Raw genomic sequence first — 20966 nt, 5'->3', positions numbered from 1 at the left:
CGACGCCTCCCTCTCCACGCCGCCGCAAGTCTACCGGCGGCGGCCACGAGTTCGAGCGGGCCGCGTCCTATGTGTAGCTGTGCTCAAGGTGATCCCAAGTCGGGCCCGATAACGTCGGAACGGGACAGCCGAGTCACGCGGAGGCGGATGGCCGTGGCAGATGAGTCCTATGTGGACTGCGTATGAAGACCGCTCTCGTTCTCGGCGGTAGCATCGCCGGCCTGATCGCGGCACGCGTGCTCGCCGACCACGCCGACGAAGTGTGGATCGTCGAGCCGGACGAGCTCGGCGACGCTCCGGCGATCCGGCGCGGCGCGCCGCACGGCAGCCAGGCGCACAACCTGCCTGGGCTGGGCCGGCGGACCATCGAGCAGTTGCTGCCCGGGATCGTCCGCCAGATGGTCCGGGAGGGCGGCCAGCTGCTGAACAGCGGCGCCGGCGGTGCGCAGTGGCTGCTGGACGGCCGGCCCAAGACGCCGGTGCGCGGTGGCAGCGCGGTCAGCGTGTCGCGCCCGTTCCTCGAGTGGCACATCCAGCGCCGGGTGCTCACGCTGCCGGGCGTCGCGCTGGTACGCGGCACCGCGACCGGGTTGACCATGACCGGTGACCGGGTCGACGGCGCGCTGGTCCGGCCGGCGGGCGCGGTCGAGCCCGTGCGGCACGCGGCCGACCTCGTCGTGGACGCCACCGGGCGGTCCAGCCGGCTCGGCGACTGGCTCGCCCGCCACGGGTACCCGCCACCGGCCAAGCGCAGGATGGTCCTGGATCTCGGGTATGCGACCTGCCTGTTCCGCCGCACGCCCGGACAGCGCCTGGCCGGGCACACCGCGGTGTACTCGGTCTACACGCCCAGCCGGGCGTACGACGGGCCCAGCTCGCTGGCGCCGGTCGAGGGCGATCGCTGGCTGGCGCTGCTCAGCGGCTACGGCGAGCGGCGTCCGGGTCGCGACCTCGCCGAGTTTCTCGACCTGTGCCGGGCCAGCCCGGCCGCGCCGATGCGCGCGCTGGCCGACACGTGCGAGCCGGTCAGCGAGGTGTACGCGCACCGGTTCCCGGAAAGCGTCCGGCGTGACTTCGACCGGCTCGACCGGCTTCCGGCCGGCGTGGTCGCCATCGGTGACGCGGTGGCCTCGTTCAACCCGGTGTACGCGCAGGGCATCTCGGTGGCCGCGCGGCAGGCCGTCGCGCTCGCCGACTGGCTGCGGCAGCCGGGTGCCGTGGACGCCCCGGCGTACCCGTACTTCCGGCAGGTGCGCCGGATGGTGGACGAGGCCTGGCGCACCTCGGCGGAACAGGACTGCTACCTCCCGCACGTCAACGCGCCGAAGCCGTTCGGCTGGCGGGTCCGCCGTGGCCTCTTCGAGGCGACCCTCGCCGCCACCGTCACCGACGAGGTGGTGCACCGCGCCTTCCTGGAGGTGGTCAACATGACCGCCGGCCCGGAGCGCCTGCGCAAGCCGCGAATCCTGTACCGGACCGCGGTCGCGGCGCTGCGGCGCAGCCCGGCCGGTTGATCCGAGGCTGGCGCTGAGCCCCCCGTGATCAGCCGTGGCCGGGCTCGCCCAGCTGGCTGAACACCTCGCCGGCCAGGTCGGAGACGCTGTGGCCGCCCAGCATCTTCGCGATCGGCAGCATCATGCCCAGGTCGCGCTGGACCCGGGTGCGGACCTCCACGGCCATCAGCGAGTCCAGGCCCTGCCGCTTGAGCGGGCGCCGCAGGTTTACCTGCCCCGACGACATGCCGAGCACGTCGGCGAGGACCTGGGCGAGGTAGCGTTCCACGGCGGCCTGGTCGGTCAGCGTGCCAGCGACACCGTTGCCGGCCGCGCCGTTGCCCGTTCCCCCGTTGCCGGTTCCGGCGATGTCGGCCTGCGGCGGGCTCACGGGCGCCGGGGTCGGCGGCTCCCACGGCACGGCGGGCGCCGGAGTGACGGGAGCGGGCGGCAGCGTCGCGGCGGTGGGGCCGGCGAGCAGGTCGCGCAGCAGCGGCGACGCGGCCGCGTCCGGATGCGCGGCGGCCCACCGCGACCAGTCCGCGGGCAGCACCACGCCATGGGTGGCGTCCCTGGCCAGCAGCAGGCGCAGCACCTCGATGCCCTCCCGCGGGCTGAACGTGTCCATCCCGGTCGGGTTGATCGCCCGGCCCTGCTGCTGCCCCGCCCGGGCGGGCATGCCGACCGACCAGAATCCCCAGTTGACACTGAGCGCGGTGAGCCCGGCCAGGCGGCGCTGGTCGGCCAGCGCGTCCAGGGCGGCGTTCGCGGCCGCGTACGCGCCGAGCATCGGGGAGCTGAGCACCGCCGAGCCGGACGAGAACAGCACGAAGAAGTCGAGCGGCCGCTCGGCGAACAGCCGGTGCAGCACGGCCGCGCCGGTGACCTTCGGGCGCAGGACCGCCGACAGCGTCCCGGCGTCCAGATCGGACAGAGCGCGGTACTCGATGACGCCGGCCACGTGCAGCACACCTCGGATCACCGCGCCATCCCGCTCGTGGCGCCGCACGACCGCCCGCATCGCGTCCTCGTCGGCCACGTCGACCGCCTCGTACGCCACGCGCACCCCGTGCCGCCGCAGGTCCTCCAGCCACCCGGCGGCACCGGTCTGGTCGAGCGGGGTGCGGCCGGTCAGCACGATGTGCCGGGCGCCCTCGCGGACCAGCCAGTCCGTGACCACCCGGCCGAGGTCGCCCAGCCCGCCGGTGACCAGGTAGCCGGCGTCCGGATCGATCCGGACCGGCCGGTGCGCCGTGGCCGGTGCCTCGTCCTGCTTCGGTGCGGTCAGCTCCACTGTGGATACAAGTACCTTGCCGATGTGCCTGGCCTGTGCCATGTGCCGGAACGCGCCCACCAGGTCGGCGGCGGGGAAGACCCGGTGCGGCAGCGGCCCGATCAGGCCGGCCTCGACAAGGGCCAGCGTCTCATCCATGATCGCGCCAAGCCGGCGCGGGTCGCTGAGCCCGATGTCCACGACATCGACCACGAAGAACGAGGCGCCACGCGCCAGCAGCCGCATGTCCAGCTGGGTCCCCTCGATCAGGTCTCGCCGGCTCAGCTCGATGTACCGCCCTCGGTCGGCCAGCAGCTCCACACTCTTGCGCAGTCCCTCCCCCGCGAGCGTGTTGAGCACCACGTCCACGCCCTCGCCCCGGGTGGCCTCCCGGATCTCGTCGGCGAAGTCGGTGCTCCGCGAGTCGGACACGTGTGCGACACCCATCATGCGCAGCATCGCGCGCTTTTCGGGACTCCCCGCGGTGGCGTACACCTCGGCGCCGCGCCAGCGGGCCAGCTGCACCGCGGCCATGCCCACGCCGCCGGTGGCGTGATGGATCAGCACCCGCTCGCCGGGCCGCAGCTGAGCCAGGTGTACCAGCGACTGGTACGCGGTGACCAGGCCGACCGGGACGCTGGCCGCCTCCTGCGCGGTGAGCCGGGCCGGACGCCGGCGCACCAGATGCGCGTTGACACACATGTAGGTCGCCGCGGGCGTCTCCAGCGAGATCGCCACCACCTCGTCGCCGGGCCGCAGCCCGGCCACGCCCGGACCGACCCGGGTGACCGTGCCGGCGCACTCACCGATGATCATTGCGGGCCGGTCGGACAGGCTCGGGTACCGGTCCATGGACACCAGCACGTCGCGGTAGTTCAGCGCGAGGTAGTCGGCACGCACCTCCACCTCGCCCGGTCCCGGCGCGCGCCGCGGCACCGGCTCCAGGCGCATCCCGTCCAGCATGCCGGGCGTCGTGGCCTGCACCTGGTGGGCGAGCTCGGTGCCGTGCGGCCGGCCCGCACCGGCGGTGCTTCGCAGCAGCCGCGCGGCGTACCGCTGGCCGCCGCGCACCGCCAGCTGGTCTTCCAGGCCGGCGCCGGCCAGCTCCCGGCCCAGCGCGGCGGCGAGGTCGGCCGGTGTCCCAGCCGGATCCAGGTCGATGAGGGCGCACCGCAGCTCCCGGTGCTCGTGTGCCATCACCCGGCCCAGGCCCCACACGGCGCCCTGCCACATCGACACGCCGCGGTCCGTGTCCAGGACCCGGACCGCTCCCCGGGTCACCAGCGACAGCCGGGGCGGCTCGGGCAGGCCAGCGTCGGCGAGCGCCCGCAGCAGGCGCAGGATGCTGGCGCAGCCGAGGCGCTCGGCGTCCTCGGCCAGGCTTTGCGCCGACGTCGACGGGTCCGGCTCGTCGGCGTCCAGCGCCCAGAGGTGCACGATCTCGGTCGGCGCCAGGCCGTCGAACTCGGCCCTGACGTCGGCGAGCAGCCGCCGGTACTCCGCCGGCGCGGCGGGGTCGATCTCGTACCGGTCGGGTGCGAGCCGCTGGTAGCCGGCGCCCGCGTAGACCCGGACCTCGGCGTCGAGCGCGGCGCCGACGCCGGACCGGTCGGCGAAGACAAGGCGGCGGCCGCCCGCCCTCGCCGCGCCGGGCTGCGCCGGCAGGGGCTGCCACCGCAGCTCGTGAAGCCAGCCGTCGGGGTCGCGCACCGAGTCCGGCGGCTGCAGGTACTGCAGGCGCAGCCCCTTGATCTCGACGATCACCCGTCCGTCCACGTCGGACACGACGAGGTCGCCGCAGAACGAGTCGGATCGCCACGCGGTGACGTGGACCGCGTGCGCCCAGGCGGGGGTACCGGGGCTCGGGTGGATCGCCACGTCGTCGATGCTGCCGAGGACGAAGGCGGACGACCGGTCCTCGGCCGGGATCAGCGACGCGAGCACCTGCCCGCACGCGTCCAGGAGCGCCGGATGGCACGCGTACCCGGTCGGGTCGACGCCGGTCGGCACCTGGATGCGGCCCAGCGCCTGGCCGTCGCCCACCCACAGCTCGGCGATGCCCTGGAACGCACCCCGCCACTCGTTGCCCCGCGCGGTGAAGCGGCGGTAGAAGTCGGCGCCGGTGAGATGGTCGGGGCAGGCCGCCCGGACCGCGTCCAGCGGCAGCCGGCGCTCCTCGGCGGGTGACGTCCGGGTCACCGTGCCGGTGACGTGCACGGCTTCCTCGCTGGTCACCTCGAAGTCCCAGGTGTCCCGACCGCTCGACGTGAACACAGTGGACAGTGCGGGCGCCGGCTCGTCCGGTCGCAGGAACAGCGCGTCGAGGTACCGGATGTCGCGCAGCAGAGGCACCTGCCCGCCGCAGAGCTGGCTGGCGGCGCCGTGCACCATCTCCACGTACGCCGTGCCGGGCATGACCACGGTGCCCTGCACCTGGTGGTCGAGCAGGTACCGCTCGCGGTCCAGGTCGACGACCCGCTCCACGCGATGCCGCGCCCCCCGGTCGGCGGCGGGCGCGGCCGCGGGCGGGGCGAGCCAGTATCGCTGGCGCTGCCAGGGATAGGCTGGCAGCCGCACGTACCGGGGCGACGGCTCGCCGAACACGCGGTGCCAGTCGACCGGACATCCGGCCCGGTGCAGCGCGCCGGCGGTGTCCAGCATGCTGGCGCGCTCCGGCTCGTCCCGGCGCAGGCACCCGACAGCCGTGCCGCCGCTCTGCGTGAGCGCCAAGGCTTCCCGGATGGCTGGCAGCAGGATCGGGTGCGGGCTGATCTCCACGAACACCGTCTCGCCCTGTCCGGCCAGGCGCGCCACGGCGGCGCCGAACCGCACCGGCTCGCGCAGGTTGCGCACCCAGTAGGCAGCATCCAGCCCGGAGCCGTCACACGACGCGTCGTCTACTGTGGAGTACAGCGGGATCTGCCCGGCCCGTGGGATCACCCCGCCGAGGCTGGCCAGCAGATCATCGCGCAGCTGGTCCATCTGCGGGCTGTGCGAGGCGACGTCCACCTTGACCTGCCGGCAGAACACCCCGCGCTCGTCCAGGCCCTTGACGATGGTGGCCAGCGCCTGCGGGTCGCCGGAGATGACCGTCGAGGTGGGACTGTTGCTCACCGCCACGGACACGAGGTGCTCGTGGCCGGCCAGCGCGGCCTGCGCGTCGGCGGCGGACAGCTCCACCGAGTACATGGCACCCTGCCCGGCGACGGCCTTCAGCAGCCGGCTGCGCCGGCAGATGACCGCACCCGCGTCGGAGAGGCTGAGCGCGCCGGAGGCGGACGCCGCGGCCACCTCACCCATGCTGTGCCCCACCACATGGTCCGGCTCGATGCCCCAGTCCCGCAGCATCGCGCAGAGCGCGGTCTCCATCGCCCACAGGGTCGGCTGGATCGTGTCGATCGACGCGGGGGCGTCCGCCGCCCCGGTCAGCCGGTCCAGCACCGACCAGCCCACCTCGGACCGGATCACCTCGTCGCAGCGGGTGAGCACCTCCCGGAACACCGGCGAGCTGGCCAGCAGCTCGCGGCCCATGCCCTCCCACTGCGAGCCCTGTCCGGGGAAGACGAAGACGGTCTGTGGCCGGCCGTCCTCCACCGGCGCGGAGGCCGTGGCACCCAGGCGGGGCCGGGACTCGCCCGCCGCGTACGCCCGGAGCCGCTCGACCAGCTCGTCCGGCGTCGCACCGACCGCGGTCAGCCGGCTCTCGTGGTGATCGCGCCGGGTGGCCGCGCTGAAGCACACGTCGCGCAACGGCAGCTCCCGCCCGGCGCCGCCCGGCTCCAGGAACCGTGCGTACCCGGTGGCGAGCGCGGCGAGCGCGTCCTCGGTGGGCGCCGAGAGCACCAGCAGCTGCGCCTCGTCTCCGCCACCGGTGGCGGGTGCGGTCGGCGCGGCCGGCTGGTACTCACCGAGCACCACGTGCGCGTTGGTCCCCGAGATGCCGAACGAGCTGACCCCGGCAAGACCCGGCCGGCCGGTTTGCGGCCACGGGGTGCTCTCGCGGACCAGCCGCAGTGGCAGCCGCTCCCAGTCGACCGCGTCGGTCAGCTCCTCCGCGTGCAGGCTCGGCGGGATCTCCCGGTGCTGGAGCGCGAGGACCGCCTTGATGAACCCGGCCAGCCCAGCGGTCGCCTCGGTGTGGCCGATGTTTGTCTTGACCGAGCCGACCAGGCACGGTGCCTGCGCCTCCCGGCCGTCGCCGAGCACCGCGCCCAGGGCGCCGAGTTCCACCGGGTCACCGGCGGCGGTGCCGGTGCCGTGCGCCTCGACGTAGTCCACCTGCCCGGCCGGCACGCCCGCGTCGGCGTACGCCGCGCGCAGCGTCTCCTCCTGCCCCGACTGGGCCGGCGTGAGCAGGTATCCGCCGGACTGGCCGTCGTTGCCGACCGCGGACCCGTAGATCACGGCGTGGATCGCGTCACCGTCCGCCTCGGCCCGGTCCAGCGGCTTGAGCACCAGCACCGCGACGCCCTCGCTGCGCACGAAACCATCACCGTGGGCGCTGCCGAACTTGCACCGGCTGTCGGCCGCGAGCATCTTGGCCGCCGAGAACGGGATGGTCTCCGCGGGCGAGATCACCAGGTTGACCCCGCCGGCCAGCGCCAGCCCGGTCTCCCCGTTGCGGACGCTCTGGTACGCCAGGTGCAGCGCCGCCAGGCTGGAAGAGCACGCGCAGTCCACCGACACGCTGGGCCCGCGCAGGTCGAAGGCGAAGGACACCCGGCCGGACAGGAAGCTGCGCGCACCGCCGGTCGCCGCGTGCAGGTCCAGCACTCCGGCGTCGTCCAGCATGTGCCCGTACGCCGAGGACATCCCACCGATGTAGACACCCGTGCGCACTGTGGACAGTCGCTCGCGGGTCAGTCCGGCGTCGGCCATTGCCTCGGCCGCGGTCTCCAGCAGCAGGCGCTGCTGGGGGTCCATGCGCTCCGCCTCCCGCGGCGCCACCCCGAAAAAGCCCGCGTCGAACTCGTCGATCTGGTCGAGGAAGCCACCGCCACGGCTGACGATCCGATTCGGCGTACCCGGCCGCGGGTCGTGGTAGGCGTCGATGTCGTATCGGCTCGCCGGGACCTCGATGATCGCGTCACCACCACCGCTGAGCAGCTGCCAGAACTGCGCCAGCCCGTTGGCGCCCGGGAAACGGCAGCCCATGCCCACCACGGCAACCGGTGTCCCGGTCGGCGTCGAGACCTTCGACTGTGCCGACCTGCCACGTCTGGTCATCCGTCTCGCCTCTCGTGTCGGCGTCGTGTGATGGCTCCGACCCGAGTCTTCCGGCCGTTGCTAGGAAATGACTTGAGCAACTGCGGACAGCGGCGGTGAAACGAGCTAGCCTCTCGGTCGGGCCCATCGATGTAATGTTTCGTATCGATTTCGGGGGTGGGTATGGAAATTCGAATCCTCGGTCCACTTGTGCTCAGCCACGCTGGTCACACCGTCGCACCAACAGCCCCGAAACCACGTAGTGTGCTGGCGCTGCTTCTGCTTAACGCAGATCAGACGGTGCAGGCTTCTGCATTGACGCAGGACCTGTGGGGTACGAGCCCGCCGATCAGCGCGCAGACGACGCTGCAGACATACGTCCTGCAGGTCCGCAAGTGCCTGGGCCGGCTGCTGGGCGCCGCGGTGAGCGAGGTCGCCAAGCGGGTGCTGGTCACCGTGCCCGGCGGATACCAGCTCCGGGTCGACTCCGCCGACTTCGACCTGCGGACCTTTGAGCAGCTCGCCACGGCCGGGCGACGCGCGCTCGCCGCCGGTCGAAACCTCGAAGCGGCAACGCTGCTGACGCGTGCCCGCGACCTGTGGCGAGGCCCGGCGCTGGCCGACATCCGGGCCGGCACGGTCACCGAGCCGCGGCTGAAGGCGCTGGAAGAGGTCCGTCTCCACACGCTGGAACAGTGCATCGAGGCGCGCATGCGGCTCGGCCACCACCAGGACGTGCTGGCCGAACTCACCATGCTGATGACCGAACACAAGCTGAACGAAAACCTGTGCGCGCAGCTGATGGTGGCCTTGCACCGCAGCGGGCGGCGGCAGGAGGCGCTCGCGGCGTTCCACCGGTTGCGGGCCACCATGGTCGAGGAGCTGGGCTTGGAGCCGTCCAAGCGGCTGCACCTGCTGCAGCAGGCGATCCTGGCCGAGGATCCGGTGCTGGAGGTGGCGCCGCGCGACGACGGGTTGACCCAGGTCCTCGACCATCTCATACTCCGGCAGACCCGCGGCCGTTGAAGCGTCCACACGAGACAGTCATCACCCCGCGCCGGCGGCGAACCGGCTCGAGGACGGCTCGACAACACGTCTCGCTTCTCGACAGCGATGGTCATTGATGGGTAGCTTGGCACTTGTCTGGCCAGCACGATTGGATGCCGCGGATGAAGGTTGTAACAATTGCGAGCGACCTTGAGCATCCCTTCCTCACTAGACTGTTGATGCCGTCCTGCGAGGCGGTGGGGCTCAATCTGGTTGTCCTGCATGCGACCAAGAAGTCATTCAGGCCCAGAGACAAGCGAGCGGTCCTGACGGACTATCTCGCCCGGTCCGCCGCCCCGGATGAGCTGGTCATGTTCACGGATGCGTACGACACGCTGTTCATCCGGGGCGAGGAGTACGTCCGAAAGACACACGCGGGCCTTTCCCACCCGGTCGTCTTCAGCGCCGAGCGAAACAGCTGGCCAATGGGCCACATCGGCCTCGCGATCCAGAAGGACCCACCCGTCCGCCCCTACCCGTACCTCAACAGCGGCGGCTTCATCGGGCTGGCCGGCGACATCCTGGCGCTCTGCGCAAAGTACCCGGAGCCTCCGAGCGAGCACTTCCCACTCCTGCGGCACCTGCGGACGCACGACTTCGACACGGACAAGGTCTACGGCTTCAGCGACCAGTACTACTGGACGCTCGTCCAGCTCCTCGAGCCCGACATGGTCGGCCTCGACAACGGCGCGGCCCTGTTCGAAAACTTCGCGCCGGCTGTGGCCAACTTCTGCGAGCTGCCGCGCTGGACCAGCGACTATCGCGCCAACGGCAAGCAGGCGGCCAGCTATCGCCGGGAGCATGCGAGACTTCAGGCGCGGTTGCAGTCACCAAGCGGCGCGGCCCAGATTCATTTCGCCGCCTCCTTGACCAAGGCGGTGGTGCTGGACCTGCTCGACGAAGGACAGTTGCCCTCCTGGCTGGTTGGGGTGTTGCGGCATTGAACGGGGAAATGAACTACGACGATCGGGCGCGCACAACGCTGCAGCGCGGCGAGCTCCAGCGCAACGACATGCTGGCGATGCAGGCGCTGGCTCCGCTGTCGTCGAGCTACCTGCCGTGGAGCACGAGTGCCATGCGGCCCAGCGGGGTCGTCGCGGTGCTCAACGAGATGTTCGTCAACCGGCGCAGCTTCGTCGTCGAGCTGGGCAGCGGTGTCTCGACGTTCTACATTGGCCGCCTGCTGCGACAGCGCGGCGGGCACATCTGGACCGTGGAGCACGACGAGCGCTGGGCGGACCTGCTCGCGCGGGAGCTGGCGAGCGAGGGCCTGGACGACGTCGTGACCGTGGTGCACGCTCCCCTGGTGCCCGTCCAGTCGGTGTGGCCGGACGAGGAGGCCGCCTGGTACGAGCAGAGCGCCCTCAAGGAGATGACCGCGGGCCAGCCCATCGACCTGCTCGTCGTCGACGGCCCTCCCGCCTACCAGGCCGGGTACGAACATTCCCGGTACCCCGCCGGCCCCTTCTTCGCCTCGACGTTCGCCGACGACTACGCCATCGTTCTCGACGACATCGACCGCCGCGGCGAGCAGGACATCATGGAGCGCTGGGAGAGCGAGCTAGACGTCACGTTCGAACGCCGCCTCGCCAACGGCCGCATCGGCATCGGCCGCCCCGGAGCCGCTTTCACCGTATGAGCGGGTGACCGAGCTTTCGGCGTCAAGGTGGTCCGAGTTAGAGGTGAGCTGCCGCCAGGCCCGCGGTCGCCGCCTCACCCTCCGCAGTCGCCCAGCTCAACCCAGGAGCCCGCTCCGGCAGATCTTGGCAAGCTAGCGTCGAAATGGCGCGCTAACCCACCAAGATCTCGAAGCTCACACCGCCTGTACTTGATCGACAGTCACCGACCGCGACGACGGCGCCGAACTGCGGGCGGACTCGTGCACTCCCGCTTCGAAAGAACCATGAGCTGGGAAGACACAGGAAGCTGCCGCACGGGAGGTAGACCCAACTCCGAAGTCGAGGGCTAAGTCTCCACGATCTGCGGGAGCGGGGTGAGCTGGTCGGACGCGGAGGGTGAGGCCGCGGGAGCAACGGTCCGGACCACAGCGGACATCGCGGTAGCTCGCATCTGATTCGGGTTGGATTCTGAAGACCGCCGAGCCGTCGGGCACAAGCGGCACCGCAAGCGAAATCTAGGCTAGTGGCGGCTGTCGATCAGGCCGAGGCGGAAGTCGGCCACCCGGACCGGTGAGGGCGTCGTGCCGGTCGAACGCCGCTGGTAGAGGACGGACAGGACGCCGTCGGCGGTCCGGGTGCGGTCGACGACCACCTCGCCGTGGGCGTCGAGGCCTGCCCCGTCGAAGCGGAGCGTCCAGTCCGTCCAGCCGGTGGCCTTGCTGGCGGCGACGATCCGGCCGTACGGCATGACGACGTAGGCGTTGTCGGCCGCGTCCAGGACGATCTGCGAACGTCCGTACGCGTTGAGCGGCACCGGCAGCTCCCTCTTGTGCCACCTGCGCTGGGCGTCGCGGTACAGGTGCAGGGCCCTGCCGTGAGACCGCCTTTGCCGCGCGAAGTCGGTCACGCAGCCGGTGAAGCGGCCGGGCACGTAGCTGATGATCACGTGGGGGTTGCCGGTGGAGTCGACGGTTTGGCTCTCGTCGTTCATGAGCCCGTGGTCGACGTCGAGGGGATCGACCACCAGCCCAGGTGAACGGATCCCGACGAGCGTGCCGGAGCCCGTGGTGGCCACGCGCGTGCCGGAGCCGTTGTGCCAGGTCCTGCCGCGGTCGTCACTGTAGACGTAGCCGGTGTCGTGGTTGGTGACGCCGCCGCGGTGGCACAGGACGGCCGGATTGCCTTCCCGCCACGTGAACGCGGCATGGAGCCGTCCGCCGGGTTCGTAGGTGAGTCCGTGCAGGTACATGTTGCGGGTGTTGCTGGTGGCCCTGTGGAAGGTGTAGGCGCCGCTCGCGGAGGACCACTTGCCGAGCTTGTGCCAGGTGCCGTCGTACTCGGCCAGCTCGGACCAGCCGTTGCCGGAGACGCCGGTGCGGTAGCTGAACAGCAGTTCGCCGCTGGGCGCGGCAGCGAAGCGCGGGTACGTGATGGACCCCAGGTCAACGCCGTCGAGCGTGTGTTGCAGGGCTCCGAACCGGGCGGCGGACCAGCTGACCCGGGCCGGGTTGCTGACGAGGTTCCGCTCGGACTTGACGTAGAAGATCGGGTTGTTGTGGGTGTCCATCGCCACGTGCAGCCGGCCGTCGGTGGGCGAGACTCCGAGCGAGATGGAGTTGTGCGAGTCGTTGGTGCTGAGCTGGTGCGGAAGGCGGACTGTCTCCCAGGCGCCGGTGGGCAGCTCTCGCCGGGCGACCATGGCGTGCCGGCTGCCGGTGTACCACGCCGCGTACTGGAACCCACCGTGGGTGATCAGGCCGTGCTGCTGGTAGGAGGTGCCGTTGACCAGTCCGTTGTAGGAGACGAAGTAGAGACCGGTGGGATCGAGCTGGGTGTCGCCGAGGCGGGTCACGGGCGGCGCCGGACTGGCCGCGGCCGGCGTGGTGCCGAGCCACGGGACCGCGACGACGAGTACCGCTGCCAGGGCGCGCGCGGGACCACTGACCAACGCCGAAGCCTCCTCGGACGATGCCCAGCATCGCGGGTGGAATGTCCTAAATGCCCCTTCAAGATAGGGCGCTTGCCTCCGCATGCGGAGCCGCCACGCCCAGCGGCCGGCGCCGACCCGGCCACTTCGCGGTCAGCCGGTCGCCACGGGCCGTCGAGGTCGGTGCCGGCCGCGCGGCCGCGGGCGAAGACGTACAGGCGCAGGACCAGAAACCGCCCGATTCCGGCGAGCGCGGAGGCGCTGAGGTAGACGGCCTGTTCCCAGCGCATGCCGGCGGACGGCTGCACCGCGTGCAGGACGAGGACGGCAGCGGAGGTGACCAGGTACGCGGCCAGCGCCGAGCTGGCGGACTGCACGTGCTGGTGCCACTGCGCGCGCCGACCCGCACCGAAGGTGAACCGGGCGTGGAGCTCCGTGCAGAGCAGGGTGGACGCGACGGTGATCAGCGCGTTCGCGATCACCCAGGGCATGAGCGTGGCCACCAGCGGCACGGCGGCACTGCAGGCGAGCCCGACACCGCCGCCGAACATCACGAACCTGACAAAAGAGCCGAACGGCCCGACCGCGGCGGGCGCGGGGGTGTCGAACTGCTGCATCGTCCACTCCGGTGCTCAGCGGCTCGAACGTCCGCCGTGCGCACCGACAATCGACGCCGCTCCTGACACCTCACCTACAGCGCGTTGACACGCGCGCTCAGCCCGCGTCAGCGCGACGGCAGCAGCGAGCTAAGGGCGGCGAGCGGTGGTGAAGCGGATCGAGGTGGTCCAGCCGAGGGTGCCGTCCGCGGCACGTAGGCGCTCGGCGACCAGGGCGGTGAGCGCGGTGCGGACCGCGTCGTGGTCCTGCGGCGCGATGCTCTCCATCATCCCCCGCATGCCGGCCGACCAGAGCCAGTCCCAGAACTGCTCGGGCCTCGCGAACACGGTGCGATGGGCGATCTCGGCGAACCGCAGGTCGCTGAACCCGCCATCCGTCAGCACGTCGGCCAGCGACTGCTGGGTGCGCAGTCGCGCTTCTGGCGGGGGTGGCGAGCCCGGCGCCGGCTCCGGCGATGCCGGCAGGTAAGGCCCCAGCGCCGCGCCGAGGTGCTGGAACCACTCCTTGTCGGCGTCGGTCACCTCGGTGAACGTGCTGAGCACGAGCCGTCCGCCCGGACGCAGCAGCCTGGCGTACGCGCGCACGGCCGCCGCCGCATCGGGCAGGAAGAACAGCACCAGGCCGCCGAGGACAGCGTCGAAGGAGGCATCCGGGAAGTCGGGGCCTCGGCGTCACCGACCTTTACGTGTACCTGCGTCAAGCCCCGCCGCCGCGCTTCCGCCGCCGTGGCCGCGACCATCCCCGGAGCGAGGTCGATGCCGGCGGCGACTCCGGAGGGACCGACGGCCTCGGCGGCGGGCAGCAAGCTGGCACCGCGCCCGCAACCGACGTCCAGCACCCGCTCGCCCGCGCGCAGGCCGGCCCGCTCGGCCAGGGCCGCGCCGATCGGGTCGAAGAACGCCACCCCGGTCTGCTCGTACGTCGGTGCCGCCCGGTCGAAGACGCCGGCGATCCGTTGCTTGCCCGCTTCAACCGCGCTCACCGCCGCAGCGTAGCGCACCGTGATCGCCGCGTTGCCGGGCCGGAACGGCGACCAGCAGATGTCGTTGCGCAACCGCTGGTCGTCGAGCACGAACTCGCGGATCGCCGCCGGGAGCTGGGCACGCTGCCACCGGCACTCCAGGCGCCCGGCGGCATCGCTGTCACCTTCCGGCGCGGCCGCACGCGCCGCCTTGATGGCATAGGCGGCGCGCCGACGGGCGGCGCTAACGGTCCGATGTGGAATCGGCCGCCAACGGCACCGCCACCTCGCCGGGTGTCTTGCTGTAGCCGAGCGCCTCGACGACCTTGCTGTCCCGCACCCGCATCAGGTTGACACCGCGCACGTAGTCAGCCTCGCCCGTACCGTACGTGTAGCGCCATTTGATGGTCGCCCGGTCGCCGGCCACCGCGATCTCCTCGTCCTCGAACTGGGTGGTGCGATCAGCGGCGAGCGCCCGCCAGAACTCCAGGCACGCGGCCCGCCCCTCGTAGCGCGCTCCGTCCGGAGCCGGCTGGATCGCCTCCATCACGCATCCCTCGCCGACCAGCTCGTCGAGCTGATCCGGCTCGTGCCGCAGGAACGCGTCGTTGAACCGCCGGATGACCTCGCTGGTGTCGGACATGGCCGACCCTCCTTCAAGTAGAACGATCAGTCTACTCGGCGACTATACCGACCGGTTGTTCTACTTTTCAAGGTGTGGCACTCTTTCCTGGTGGCACGGACCCAGCCTGGCCCGCGCGAGCGCCTGCTCACCGCGGCGCAGCAGCTGAGCTACCAGCAGGGCGTCAACGTCGGAGTCGACGCGCTCCTCAGCGCGGCCAACGTGGCCCGCCGCTCGCTGTACGAGCACTTCGGCGGCAAGGACGGCCTGATCGCCGAGGTGCTGCGCCGCGCCGCGGCCGAAGACCTCGACAGATACCGCTCGGCGATCGCCGCCGCCGGCGACGACCCGCGCAAGCGGCTGCTGGCCGTCTTCGACATGCTCGACGAGGTCGTCAGCGCGCCCGACTTCCGCGGCTGCCGCTACCTGAGCGCGGACCTCGCCCTCGCCGATCCGGCCCATCCCGCGCACGCCGTCACCCGGGAGTACCGGCAGGCGCTGCACGAACTGCTCGCACCCGAGGTCAAGCGGCTGGGCCTGCCCCGCCCGGCGCACGTCACCGACCAGCTCATGCTCCTCATCGAAGGCACCCTCGCCACCGGCGCCGCCCGGCACACGAGCCGGCCCGCCCGCGACGCACGCGAGCTCGCCCAGGGCATCCTCGGCTGAGCCAGCCCGCGCCAACGGGCTGTTGGAGAATCCGGTCATGCCTTCGCGCGCGGAAAACTACCTCGCTCATCTCGATCGGCTCAGCGGTCGCGCGCCGGCCGGATGACGATGAAGAGGGTGGCGAGCGGGCCAAGCACCAGCGACGACAGCCACCACACCAAGCCGCTGCGGCCCTTGCCCTGCGCGAGGCCGGCGTTGATCAGCGAGAGGGTGAGCCAGAGCAGCACCCTCCAGGCGGAGTCGTTCACCGGGCAGCTTCTCCTTCCACCGGCACTCCCGCGCCGCTCGCGGGCCGGACAGCGCTGACCGTACCGGGAGACGGTGCTCGGGACAGCATGCCGCCGGCGAGCGTGGCGGCCAGTGCGGCCAGGCCGGCGGCCACGAAGCCACCCGCTGGCGTGGAAAGGTCGATCGCCGCCCCGGCGAGCGGGGCGCCGAGTGCGAAGCCCGCGCTCTGCGCCGATGACTGCAGGCCGGTGGCCTCGCCCCGCACGCTGGCCGGTGCCAGCTGGCTCACCGCGTCGGCCACTGTGGACAGGGTCGGCGCGGTGAGAAGCCCGGTGCCGACGATGGCGACGCACAGCCAGGGCCAGTCCTGGGCGATGCCGGCGGGAATCGTCACGAGCCCGAGCAAGCCGAGCAGCAGCCAGGTGGGCAACGGCCGGGGCAACGCGCCGTAGATCAGCCCGCCGGCGACGGACGCCAGGCCGAGCACCGCCACCACCGCGGCGGCCCAGGAGACCTGACCCGCTTCTTCGAGCGTGGCGACAATGGCGAGGTCGACTCCGCTGAGCAGCATCGTGGTCCCGAACGCCATTGCCAGTACCGCGATCATGCGGGCGCCCAACCACTGCCGGCGTCCTGGTCGGGCGGCCGCGGCTGCCTCCGCCTCGTGTGTCGCCCGCACCGGCGGGTTGAGCAGGGCAATCCCGGCTCCGCCGGCCACGATCGCGGCGCCGACTCCCCACGCCACCACACCGGAGGACGCCTTGGCCGCGCACAGGATCACCACGGCCGGGCCCACGATGTATGACAGCTCGCCCTGCACCGATTCCAGCGCGAACGCGGCCCGCCGCTGGTCCGCCGTCGTCATCGCGGCGATCGCCTGCCTGGTCACGGCCTGGGCCGGCACCATCAGCAGACCCGCGGCCAACGCGGCGCCCAGCAGGAACCCGTACGCCAGGAACGGCACGCTGAGCCAGAACACGGCCTGCAGGGCGACCGTGGCCAGCACCACCACGCGCAGGCCGCGCCGGTCGATCACGCGGCCGAGCAGCGGCCCGCCCAGCGCCACACCGGCGGTCATGGCCGCCGCGACACCACCGGCCGCCGCATAGCTCAGGTCCAGGCCCAGCACGACGTACAGCGTCAGCGCCATCACGTCGGCCGTGATCGCGGTACGGGCGAGCAGCGAGATGCCGAGCAGCGGCGCCATCCCCGGCACGGCGAGCACCTGCCGGTATCTGGTCACCTGCGTGACGCTAGATCAACCGCCGCGCGATAGGAACCGTTGATTTCATTGGAGTCGACATAATGAACGCTTATGGCCAAGGATCTGGAGTTCGCGCTGCTGCGGTCGTTCGTCACCGCCGTGCGGGAGGGCAGCATCAGCCGTGCCGCCACCGCGCTCGGCCACACCCAGCCCGCGATCAGCCAGCAGCTGCGCAAGCTCGAAAGCGCTGTCGGCCATCCCCTGCTGTACCGATCGTCGTCCGGCGTCCTGCCCACACGGGCTGGCGAGGAGCTTCTGCCCTACGCGGAGCGGATCCTCTCGCTCGCCGCGCAGGCGCTCAGCGAAACCGGGCGCGCGCTGACCGGCCACTGTGGCGTCGGGCTGCTCGAAGACCTCGCCGCGTCCCCGCTTCCGCAGGCCCTCGCCGACCTCGCCCGGCTGCACCCCGGCGCGACGCTGGAGGTGCTCAGCGTCTCCACCGCCGCGATGCGGGAGGCATACGAGGCGGGCCGCGTTCACCTCGTGCTCGACGAGGTGCCGGACCTTCCCGGGCCGCCGCGCTGGACGGTACGGCGACCGCTCGTCTGGGCGATCGGCCAGGGCGTGGACGTCACCGCCGATCCGCTGCCGGTGGTGCTGTTTTCGAACACGTGCGCCTGGCGTGCGGCGGCGGTGGACACCTTGGAACGCAGCTCTCGGCGCTGGCGGGTGGCGTTCGAGAGCAACAGCCTCGTCGGCGTGCTCGCCGCGCTGCGGGCCGGGCTCGGCGTCGGGGTGCTCATGCCCGTCAACGTCGAACCGGCCATGGCCTTGCACGACGTGGACGCCCTGCCCGCCCTGCCGGACGTCGAGCTCGGCCTCGCCCGTCACCCCCGCACCGAAGCGGATCCGCTGGTAGACGCCGTCGAAACGGCGCTACGGCGCAACATCTGAGCCTCCCCCGCCGCGGCCGTCACGCCGAGTGTGCGTGGTCGAGGGTGGCCAGCCGGGTACGGATGCCGTCGGCGTCGGGCATGCCGAGGCGCGTGTAGGTGGCGAGGGCGTGGTCGTAGTGTGCGCGCGCGACGCCGTGGTTGCCGAGCGTGTGGTGGGCGCGGCCGAGGCCGGCGTGGGCACGGGCCTGCTGGTCCTCGGCGCTGAGCTCGGTGGCGAGGGTCAGGGCGGCGGTGTGGTGGGTGAGGGCGTCGCCCGGGCGTCCCAGCGTGTGGCTTGCCTCGCCGAGGCCGTTGAGGATCCACGCCTCGCCGCCCCGCTCCCCGATCTCGCGAACGATGGTGAGGGCCTGCTCGAAGTACCAGATCGCCTCTTCGGGCTGGCTGAGTCGAGTGTGGACGATGCCGAGGTTGTCCAGCGCGCTCGCCTCGCCGTCGCGGTGTCCCAGTGCCCGGAACTGGGCCAGCGCCTGCTCGTGGTGCTCGGCGGCCGGCCGGTGCTCACCGAGCTGCTGCTCGATGAGGCCGAGGTTGTTGAGCGTGTGCGCCTCGCCGTCCCGGTCACGGGTCTGCCGGTACAGGATGAGGGCCTGCCTGTGGTGGTCGGCGGCCCGCACGTAGTCGCCGAGCCGCCGCCAGAGCAGGCCGAGGTTGTTCAAGGCGTTGGCTTCGCCGTGCTGGTCGCCGGTGCGCCGAAACAGGGCCAGGGCCTGCTCGTGGTGCTCGACGGCCGGCCCGTACTGGCCGAGCCGCCGCTCGACGGTGCCGAGTCCGTTGAGCGCGCGGGCTTCGCCGTGCTCGTCGCCGGCCTGCCGAAACATGGGTAGCGCCCGCTCGTAGTGGTCGGCGGCCGGCCCGTAGTGGCCCAGCCGCCGGTGGGCGGCGGCGGCGCCGAGCAGCGCGTGCGCCTGTCCGTCCGGATCCCCGGCCTCCTGGGCGGCCTGGTGGGCGTGGGTGTGTACGGTCAGCGCGTCGGTGTGGTGGCCACCGTCGAGGTAGCTGAACAGGGTCGCGGCGAGTCGCGTCGCGTGAGTGGTCCAGCCGTGCGCGGCGGCGTACGCGACGACCGCGACAAGGTTGGGCAGCTCGGTGTCCAGCCACGTGCGGGCGGTGTCCGGGTCGGTGAGGGCCGGTACCGGCGTGCTGGCCGGCCGGACGCGAGGCCGGTAGTGCGCCTCGGCGGGATACAAGGGGCGCATCGCGGCGGACGCCGTGGCGAGGTAGTAGTCGAGCAGCCGGCCCAGGGCCGCCTGGGGATCCTGTGCCGGGTCGCCGGCCGTGGCCAGACCGGTGGCGTAGGCACGCAGCAGGTCGTGCATGCCGCAGCGGCCCTGGCCGGCCGGATGGACCAGGTGGGCCCGGGCGAGTACCCCTTGGATGCGGCGCGCGTCGTCGAGGCTGGTGCCGGCCAGCGCGGCGACCGCGTAGGCGTCGAAGTCTGCGCCGGGGTGCAGGCCGAGCAGGCCGAAAGCCGCGGCGGCGTCCGGGGGGAGGTGCCGCACCGACCAGGAGAACACGGCGGTCACCGCTCCGCGCGGGTCGCCGCCCGCGTTGAGCATGTGCAGCCGCCGCTGCCCGTCTGCGAGCTCGGCCACCAGGTCGGACAGTGGGGTCGTGGGGCGGGAGGCGGCCAGCTCGGCGGCGACCCGCAACGCCAGCGGCAGCCCGGCGCACTGCTCGGCGAGGGCGAGCGCGGACTCGGGTTCGGTGTCGACACGGGAGCCGACGAGCCGGCGCAGCAGCGCCATCGCGTCGTCGGTCGGAAGCGGGTCCAGGCTGACCCGGTGGGCGCCGTGCACGGCGACGAGTCCGGCCATCGAGTCGCGGCTGGTCACCAGCACCGCGCACGAGGGCGTGCCGGGCAGCAGCGGGCGCACCTGCTCGACGGTGGCCGCGTTGTCCAGGACGATCAGCATCCGCCGGCCGGCGATCCCCGTGCGGTAGAGGGCGGCACGCTCGTCGGCGTCCAGCGGGATGTCGGAGGCGGCGACGCCCAGCGTGTGCAGGAGCCGGGCCAGCGCGTCCGCGGCCTTCACCGGCTGGTCGGGGTCGTAGCCGCGCAGGTTCAGGTACACCTGCCCGTCCGGGAAACGGCCGGCCGCCCGGTGGGCGCACCGCAGCGCCAAGGCGGTCTTGCCCACCCCGGCGGTGCCGGAGACCGCGGTGATCACCACCGCCGTGGGCTCCGGTTTCGGACCCTCCATTTCGGAGTGGCCGGACAGGAGGGCGTCGACCTCGGCCACCTCACCGGCGCGGCCGGTAAACGCGGCCACGTCCGCCGGCAGCTGTGCCGGCACCCGCCGCGGGGCCGCGCCGGACGGGGCGGCGACCGGGGGCGGCGGCTGGTGCGGGTCGCCGCGCAGGATCGACCGGTACATGGCCTGCAGCTCCTGGCCCGGGTCCACGCCGAGCTGCTCCGCCAGACGCTCGCGGATCACCGTGTAGTGCTGCAGGGCGTCGGCGGCGCGCCCGGCGGTGAACAGCGCCCGCATCAGCACCGCGGCCAGCGGCTCGACGAGCGGGTGGTCACCGGCCAGTTCGGTCAGCGGGCCGATGACGGCGTCGGGGTCGCCGGCCGAAAGCTCGGCCCGTGCCCACGCGAGCGACGCGTCCAGGTACTGCTGGCGCCACGCGTCGCGGGTGCGCGCCGCCCATTGCCCCGGCACGTCCGCCAGCGGGTCGCCACGCCACAGCTCCCGGGCCTGCCGGAGCATCTCGACCCGGTCGTGGCCGGGCAGGTCAGCGCCGCGGGCCGACGCGACGAGGGCGAGAAAGCGGTGCACGTCCACCTGCGGCGGGTCGATCTCCAGCACGTATCCGCCGGAGCGGTGCGTGATCCGCGCCAGTGTCTGGTCGCCGTCGCGCAGGACCCCGCGCAGGCGGGTGATCAGCACGTGCAAGGTGTGGCGGGCGCCGCTGGGTGCCTCGTCCCACACCCGGTCGATCAGCGCCTGCACTGTCACCATCCGGCCGGTGTCAGCCGCCAACGCCGCCAGCAGGCGGCGCTGCTGGGGTGGTCCTGCCGGGAGGAGCCTCTTTTCGGAGTACACCTCCACCGGCCCGAGTAAGCGGACCTCCAGCAACTGGCCGCTCATGCCAGACGGCCTCCTCGTTGATCGGCCATTAAGAATACGTTGAGTATCCGGC

At 72.2% G+C, this 20966-nt stretch carries 15 protein-coding genes; 6 read left to right on the top strand and 9 right to left on the bottom strand.

The window, feature by feature from the left end:
* Nucleotides 1–182: 182 nt before the first annotated feature.
* Nucleotides 183–1514 carry an FAD-dependent oxidoreductase gene (locus Phou_RS26880; RefSeq protein WP_173060484.1) on the top strand — a complete coding sequence of 444 codons (1332 nt, stop codon included), beginning with the start codon at nucleotides 183–185 and terminating at the stop codon, nucleotides 1512–1514.
* 28 nt (nucleotides 1515–1542) lie between these two features.
* Here Phou_RS26880 and Phou_RS26875 read toward each other — a convergent pair whose 3' ends face one another.
* Entirely contained in the window at nucleotides 1543–7992 is a 6450-nt protein-coding gene (locus tag Phou_RS26875) for a type I polyketide synthase (RefSeq protein WP_173060481.1), read from the bottom strand.
* A gap of 294 nt (nucleotides 7993–8286) precedes the next feature.
* Here Phou_RS26875 and Phou_RS26870 point away from each other — a divergent pair, with 294 nt between their 5' ends.
* The 3 genes from Phou_RS26870 to Phou_RS26860 all read left to right on the top strand — a co-directional run bounded on the left by Phou_RS26870 (nucleotide 8287) and on the right by Phou_RS26860 (nucleotide 10657).
* Nucleotides 8287–8997, top strand: coding sequence for an AfsR/SARP family transcriptional regulator (locus tag Phou_RS26870; protein WP_246273882.1), 711 nt, complete (start codon nucleotides 8287–8289; stop codon nucleotides 8995–8997).
* Between the two features lie 134 nt (nucleotides 8998–9131).
* On the top strand, nucleotides 9132–9962 hold the full coding sequence (locus Phou_RS26865) for a glycosyltransferase domain-containing protein (RefSeq protein WP_173060476.1): 831 nt from the start codon (nucleotides 9132–9134) through the stop codon (nucleotides 9960–9962).
* An 8-nt stretch (nucleotides 9963–9970) separates the two neighbouring features.
* Entirely contained in the window at nucleotides 9971–10657 is a 687-nt protein-coding gene (locus Phou_RS26860; protein ID WP_173060473.1) for a class I SAM-dependent methyltransferase, read from the top strand.
* 500 nt (nucleotides 10658–11157) lie between these two features.
* On the opposite strand, the gene Phou_RS26855 is transcribed toward Phou_RS26860, so the two are convergent.
* From Phou_RS26855 to Phou_RS26835, 5 genes are all read right to left on the bottom strand, one after another.
* A complete protein-coding gene (locus Phou_RS26855; protein ID WP_218579213.1) occupies nucleotides 11158–12585 on the bottom strand; it encodes a BNR repeat-containing protein in 1428 nt (475 codons plus the stop codon).
* Complete coding sequence (locus Phou_RS51295) at nucleotides 12486–13181, bottom strand: GtrA family protein (protein ID WP_218579212.1); 696 nt, start codon at nucleotides 13179–13181, stop codon at nucleotides 12486–12488. Before Phou_RS51295 ends, Phou_RS26855 begins: the two co-directional genes overlap by 100 nt.
* A gap of 129 nt (nucleotides 13182–13310) precedes the next feature.
* Entirely contained in the window at nucleotides 13311–13799 is a 489-nt protein-coding gene (locus tag Phou_RS26845; protein ID WP_371872201.1) for a hypothetical protein, read from the bottom strand.
* Nucleotides 13700–14254: a class I SAM-dependent methyltransferase gene (locus Phou_RS50675; protein WP_178134981.1), complete on the bottom strand. Its 555-nt coding sequence runs from the start codon at nucleotides 14252–14254 to the stop codon at nucleotides 13700–13702. The genes Phou_RS26845 and Phou_RS50675 overlap by 100 nt, the downstream gene beginning before the upstream one ends.
* A gap of 133 nt (nucleotides 14255–14387) precedes the next feature.
* The gene (locus Phou_RS26835) at nucleotides 14388–14786 is read right to left on the bottom strand and encodes a nuclear transport factor 2 family protein (RefSeq protein WP_173060467.1); all 399 of its coding nucleotides are present in this window, start codon (nucleotides 14784–14786) and stop codon (nucleotides 14388–14390) included.
* 90 nt (nucleotides 14787–14876) lie between these two features.
* On the opposite strand from Phou_RS26835, the gene Phou_RS26830 reads away from it, so the two are divergent.
* Nucleotides 14877–15434: a TetR/AcrR family transcriptional regulator gene (locus tag Phou_RS26830; protein ID WP_173060464.1), complete on the top strand. Its 558-nt coding sequence runs from the start codon at nucleotides 14877–14879 to the stop codon at nucleotides 15432–15434.
* A gap of 80 nt (nucleotides 15435–15514) precedes the next feature.
* Here Phou_RS26830 and Phou_RS26825 read toward each other — a convergent pair whose 3' ends face one another.
* Nucleotides 15515–15682: a hypothetical protein gene (locus Phou_RS26825; RefSeq protein WP_173060461.1), complete on the bottom strand. Its 168-nt coding sequence runs from the start codon at nucleotides 15680–15682 to the stop codon at nucleotides 15515–15517.
* Nucleotides 15679–16905 carry an MFS transporter gene (locus tag Phou_RS26820; protein ID WP_218579211.1) on the bottom strand — a complete coding sequence of 409 codons (1227 nt, stop codon included), beginning with the start codon at nucleotides 16903–16905 and terminating at the stop codon, nucleotides 15679–15681. The genes Phou_RS26825 and Phou_RS26820 overlap by 4 nt, the downstream gene beginning before the upstream one ends.
* Nucleotides 16906–16977: 72 nt before the next feature.
* Here Phou_RS26820 and Phou_RS26815 point away from each other — a divergent pair, with 72 nt between their 5' ends.
* Nucleotides 16978–17820 carry a LysR family transcriptional regulator gene (locus tag Phou_RS26815; RefSeq protein WP_173060458.1) on the top strand — a complete coding sequence of 281 codons (843 nt, stop codon included), beginning with the start codon at nucleotides 16978–16980 and terminating at the stop codon, nucleotides 17818–17820.
* Nucleotides 17821–17839: 19 nt separating this feature from the next.
* On the opposite strand, the gene Phou_RS26810 is transcribed toward Phou_RS26815, so the two are convergent.
* A complete protein-coding gene (locus Phou_RS26810) occupies nucleotides 17840–20914 on the bottom strand; it encodes an AfsR/SARP family transcriptional regulator (RefSeq protein ID WP_173060455.1) in 3075 nt (1024 codons plus the stop codon).
* Nucleotides 20915–20966 lie beyond the last annotated feature (52 nt).

Source organism: Phytohabitans houttuyneae (genome assembly GCF_011764425.1).
Lineage (GTDB): Bacteria > Actinomycetota > Actinomycetes > Mycobacteriales > Micromonosporaceae > Phytohabitans > Phytohabitans houttuyneae.
The sequence above is the reverse complement of the archived record's forward strand: the minus strand, read 5'-3'. Positions and strand labels throughout refer to the sequence as shown.

Bases quoted from the DNA above. Each gene is read 5' to 3' on its own strand.
- Phou_RS26875 (WP_173060481.1), bottom strand. From the start codon at position 7,992: ATGACCAGACGTGGCAGGTCGGCACAGTCGAAGGTCTCGACGCCGACC.
- Phou_RS26815 (WP_173060458.1), top strand. From the start codon at position 16,978: ATGGCCAAGGATCTGGAGTTCGCGCTGCTGCGGTCGTTCGTCACCGCC.
- Phou_RS51295 (WP_218579212.1), bottom strand. From the start codon at position 13,181: ATGCAGCAGTTCGACACCCCCGCGCCCGCCGCGGTCGGGCCGTTCGGC.
- Phou_RS26880 (WP_173060484.1), top strand. From the start codon at position 183: ATGAAGACCGCTCTCGTTCTCGGCGGTAGCATCGCCGGCCTGATCGCG.
- Phou_RS26810 (WP_173060455.1), bottom strand. From the start codon at position 20,914: ATGAGCGGCCAGTTGCTGGAGGTCCGCTTACTCGGGCCGGTGGAGGTG.
- Phou_RS26835 (WP_173060467.1), bottom strand. From the start codon at position 14,786: ATGTCCGACACCAGCGAGGTCATCCGGCGGTTCAACGACGCGTTCCTG.
- Phou_RS26865 (WP_173060476.1), top strand. From the start codon at position 9,132: ATGCCGCGGATGAAGGTTGTAACAATTGCGAGCGACCTTGAGCATCCC.
- Phou_RS26860 (WP_173060473.1), top strand. From the start codon at position 9,971: ATGAACTACGACGATCGGGCGCGCACAACGCTGCAGCGCGGCGAGCTC.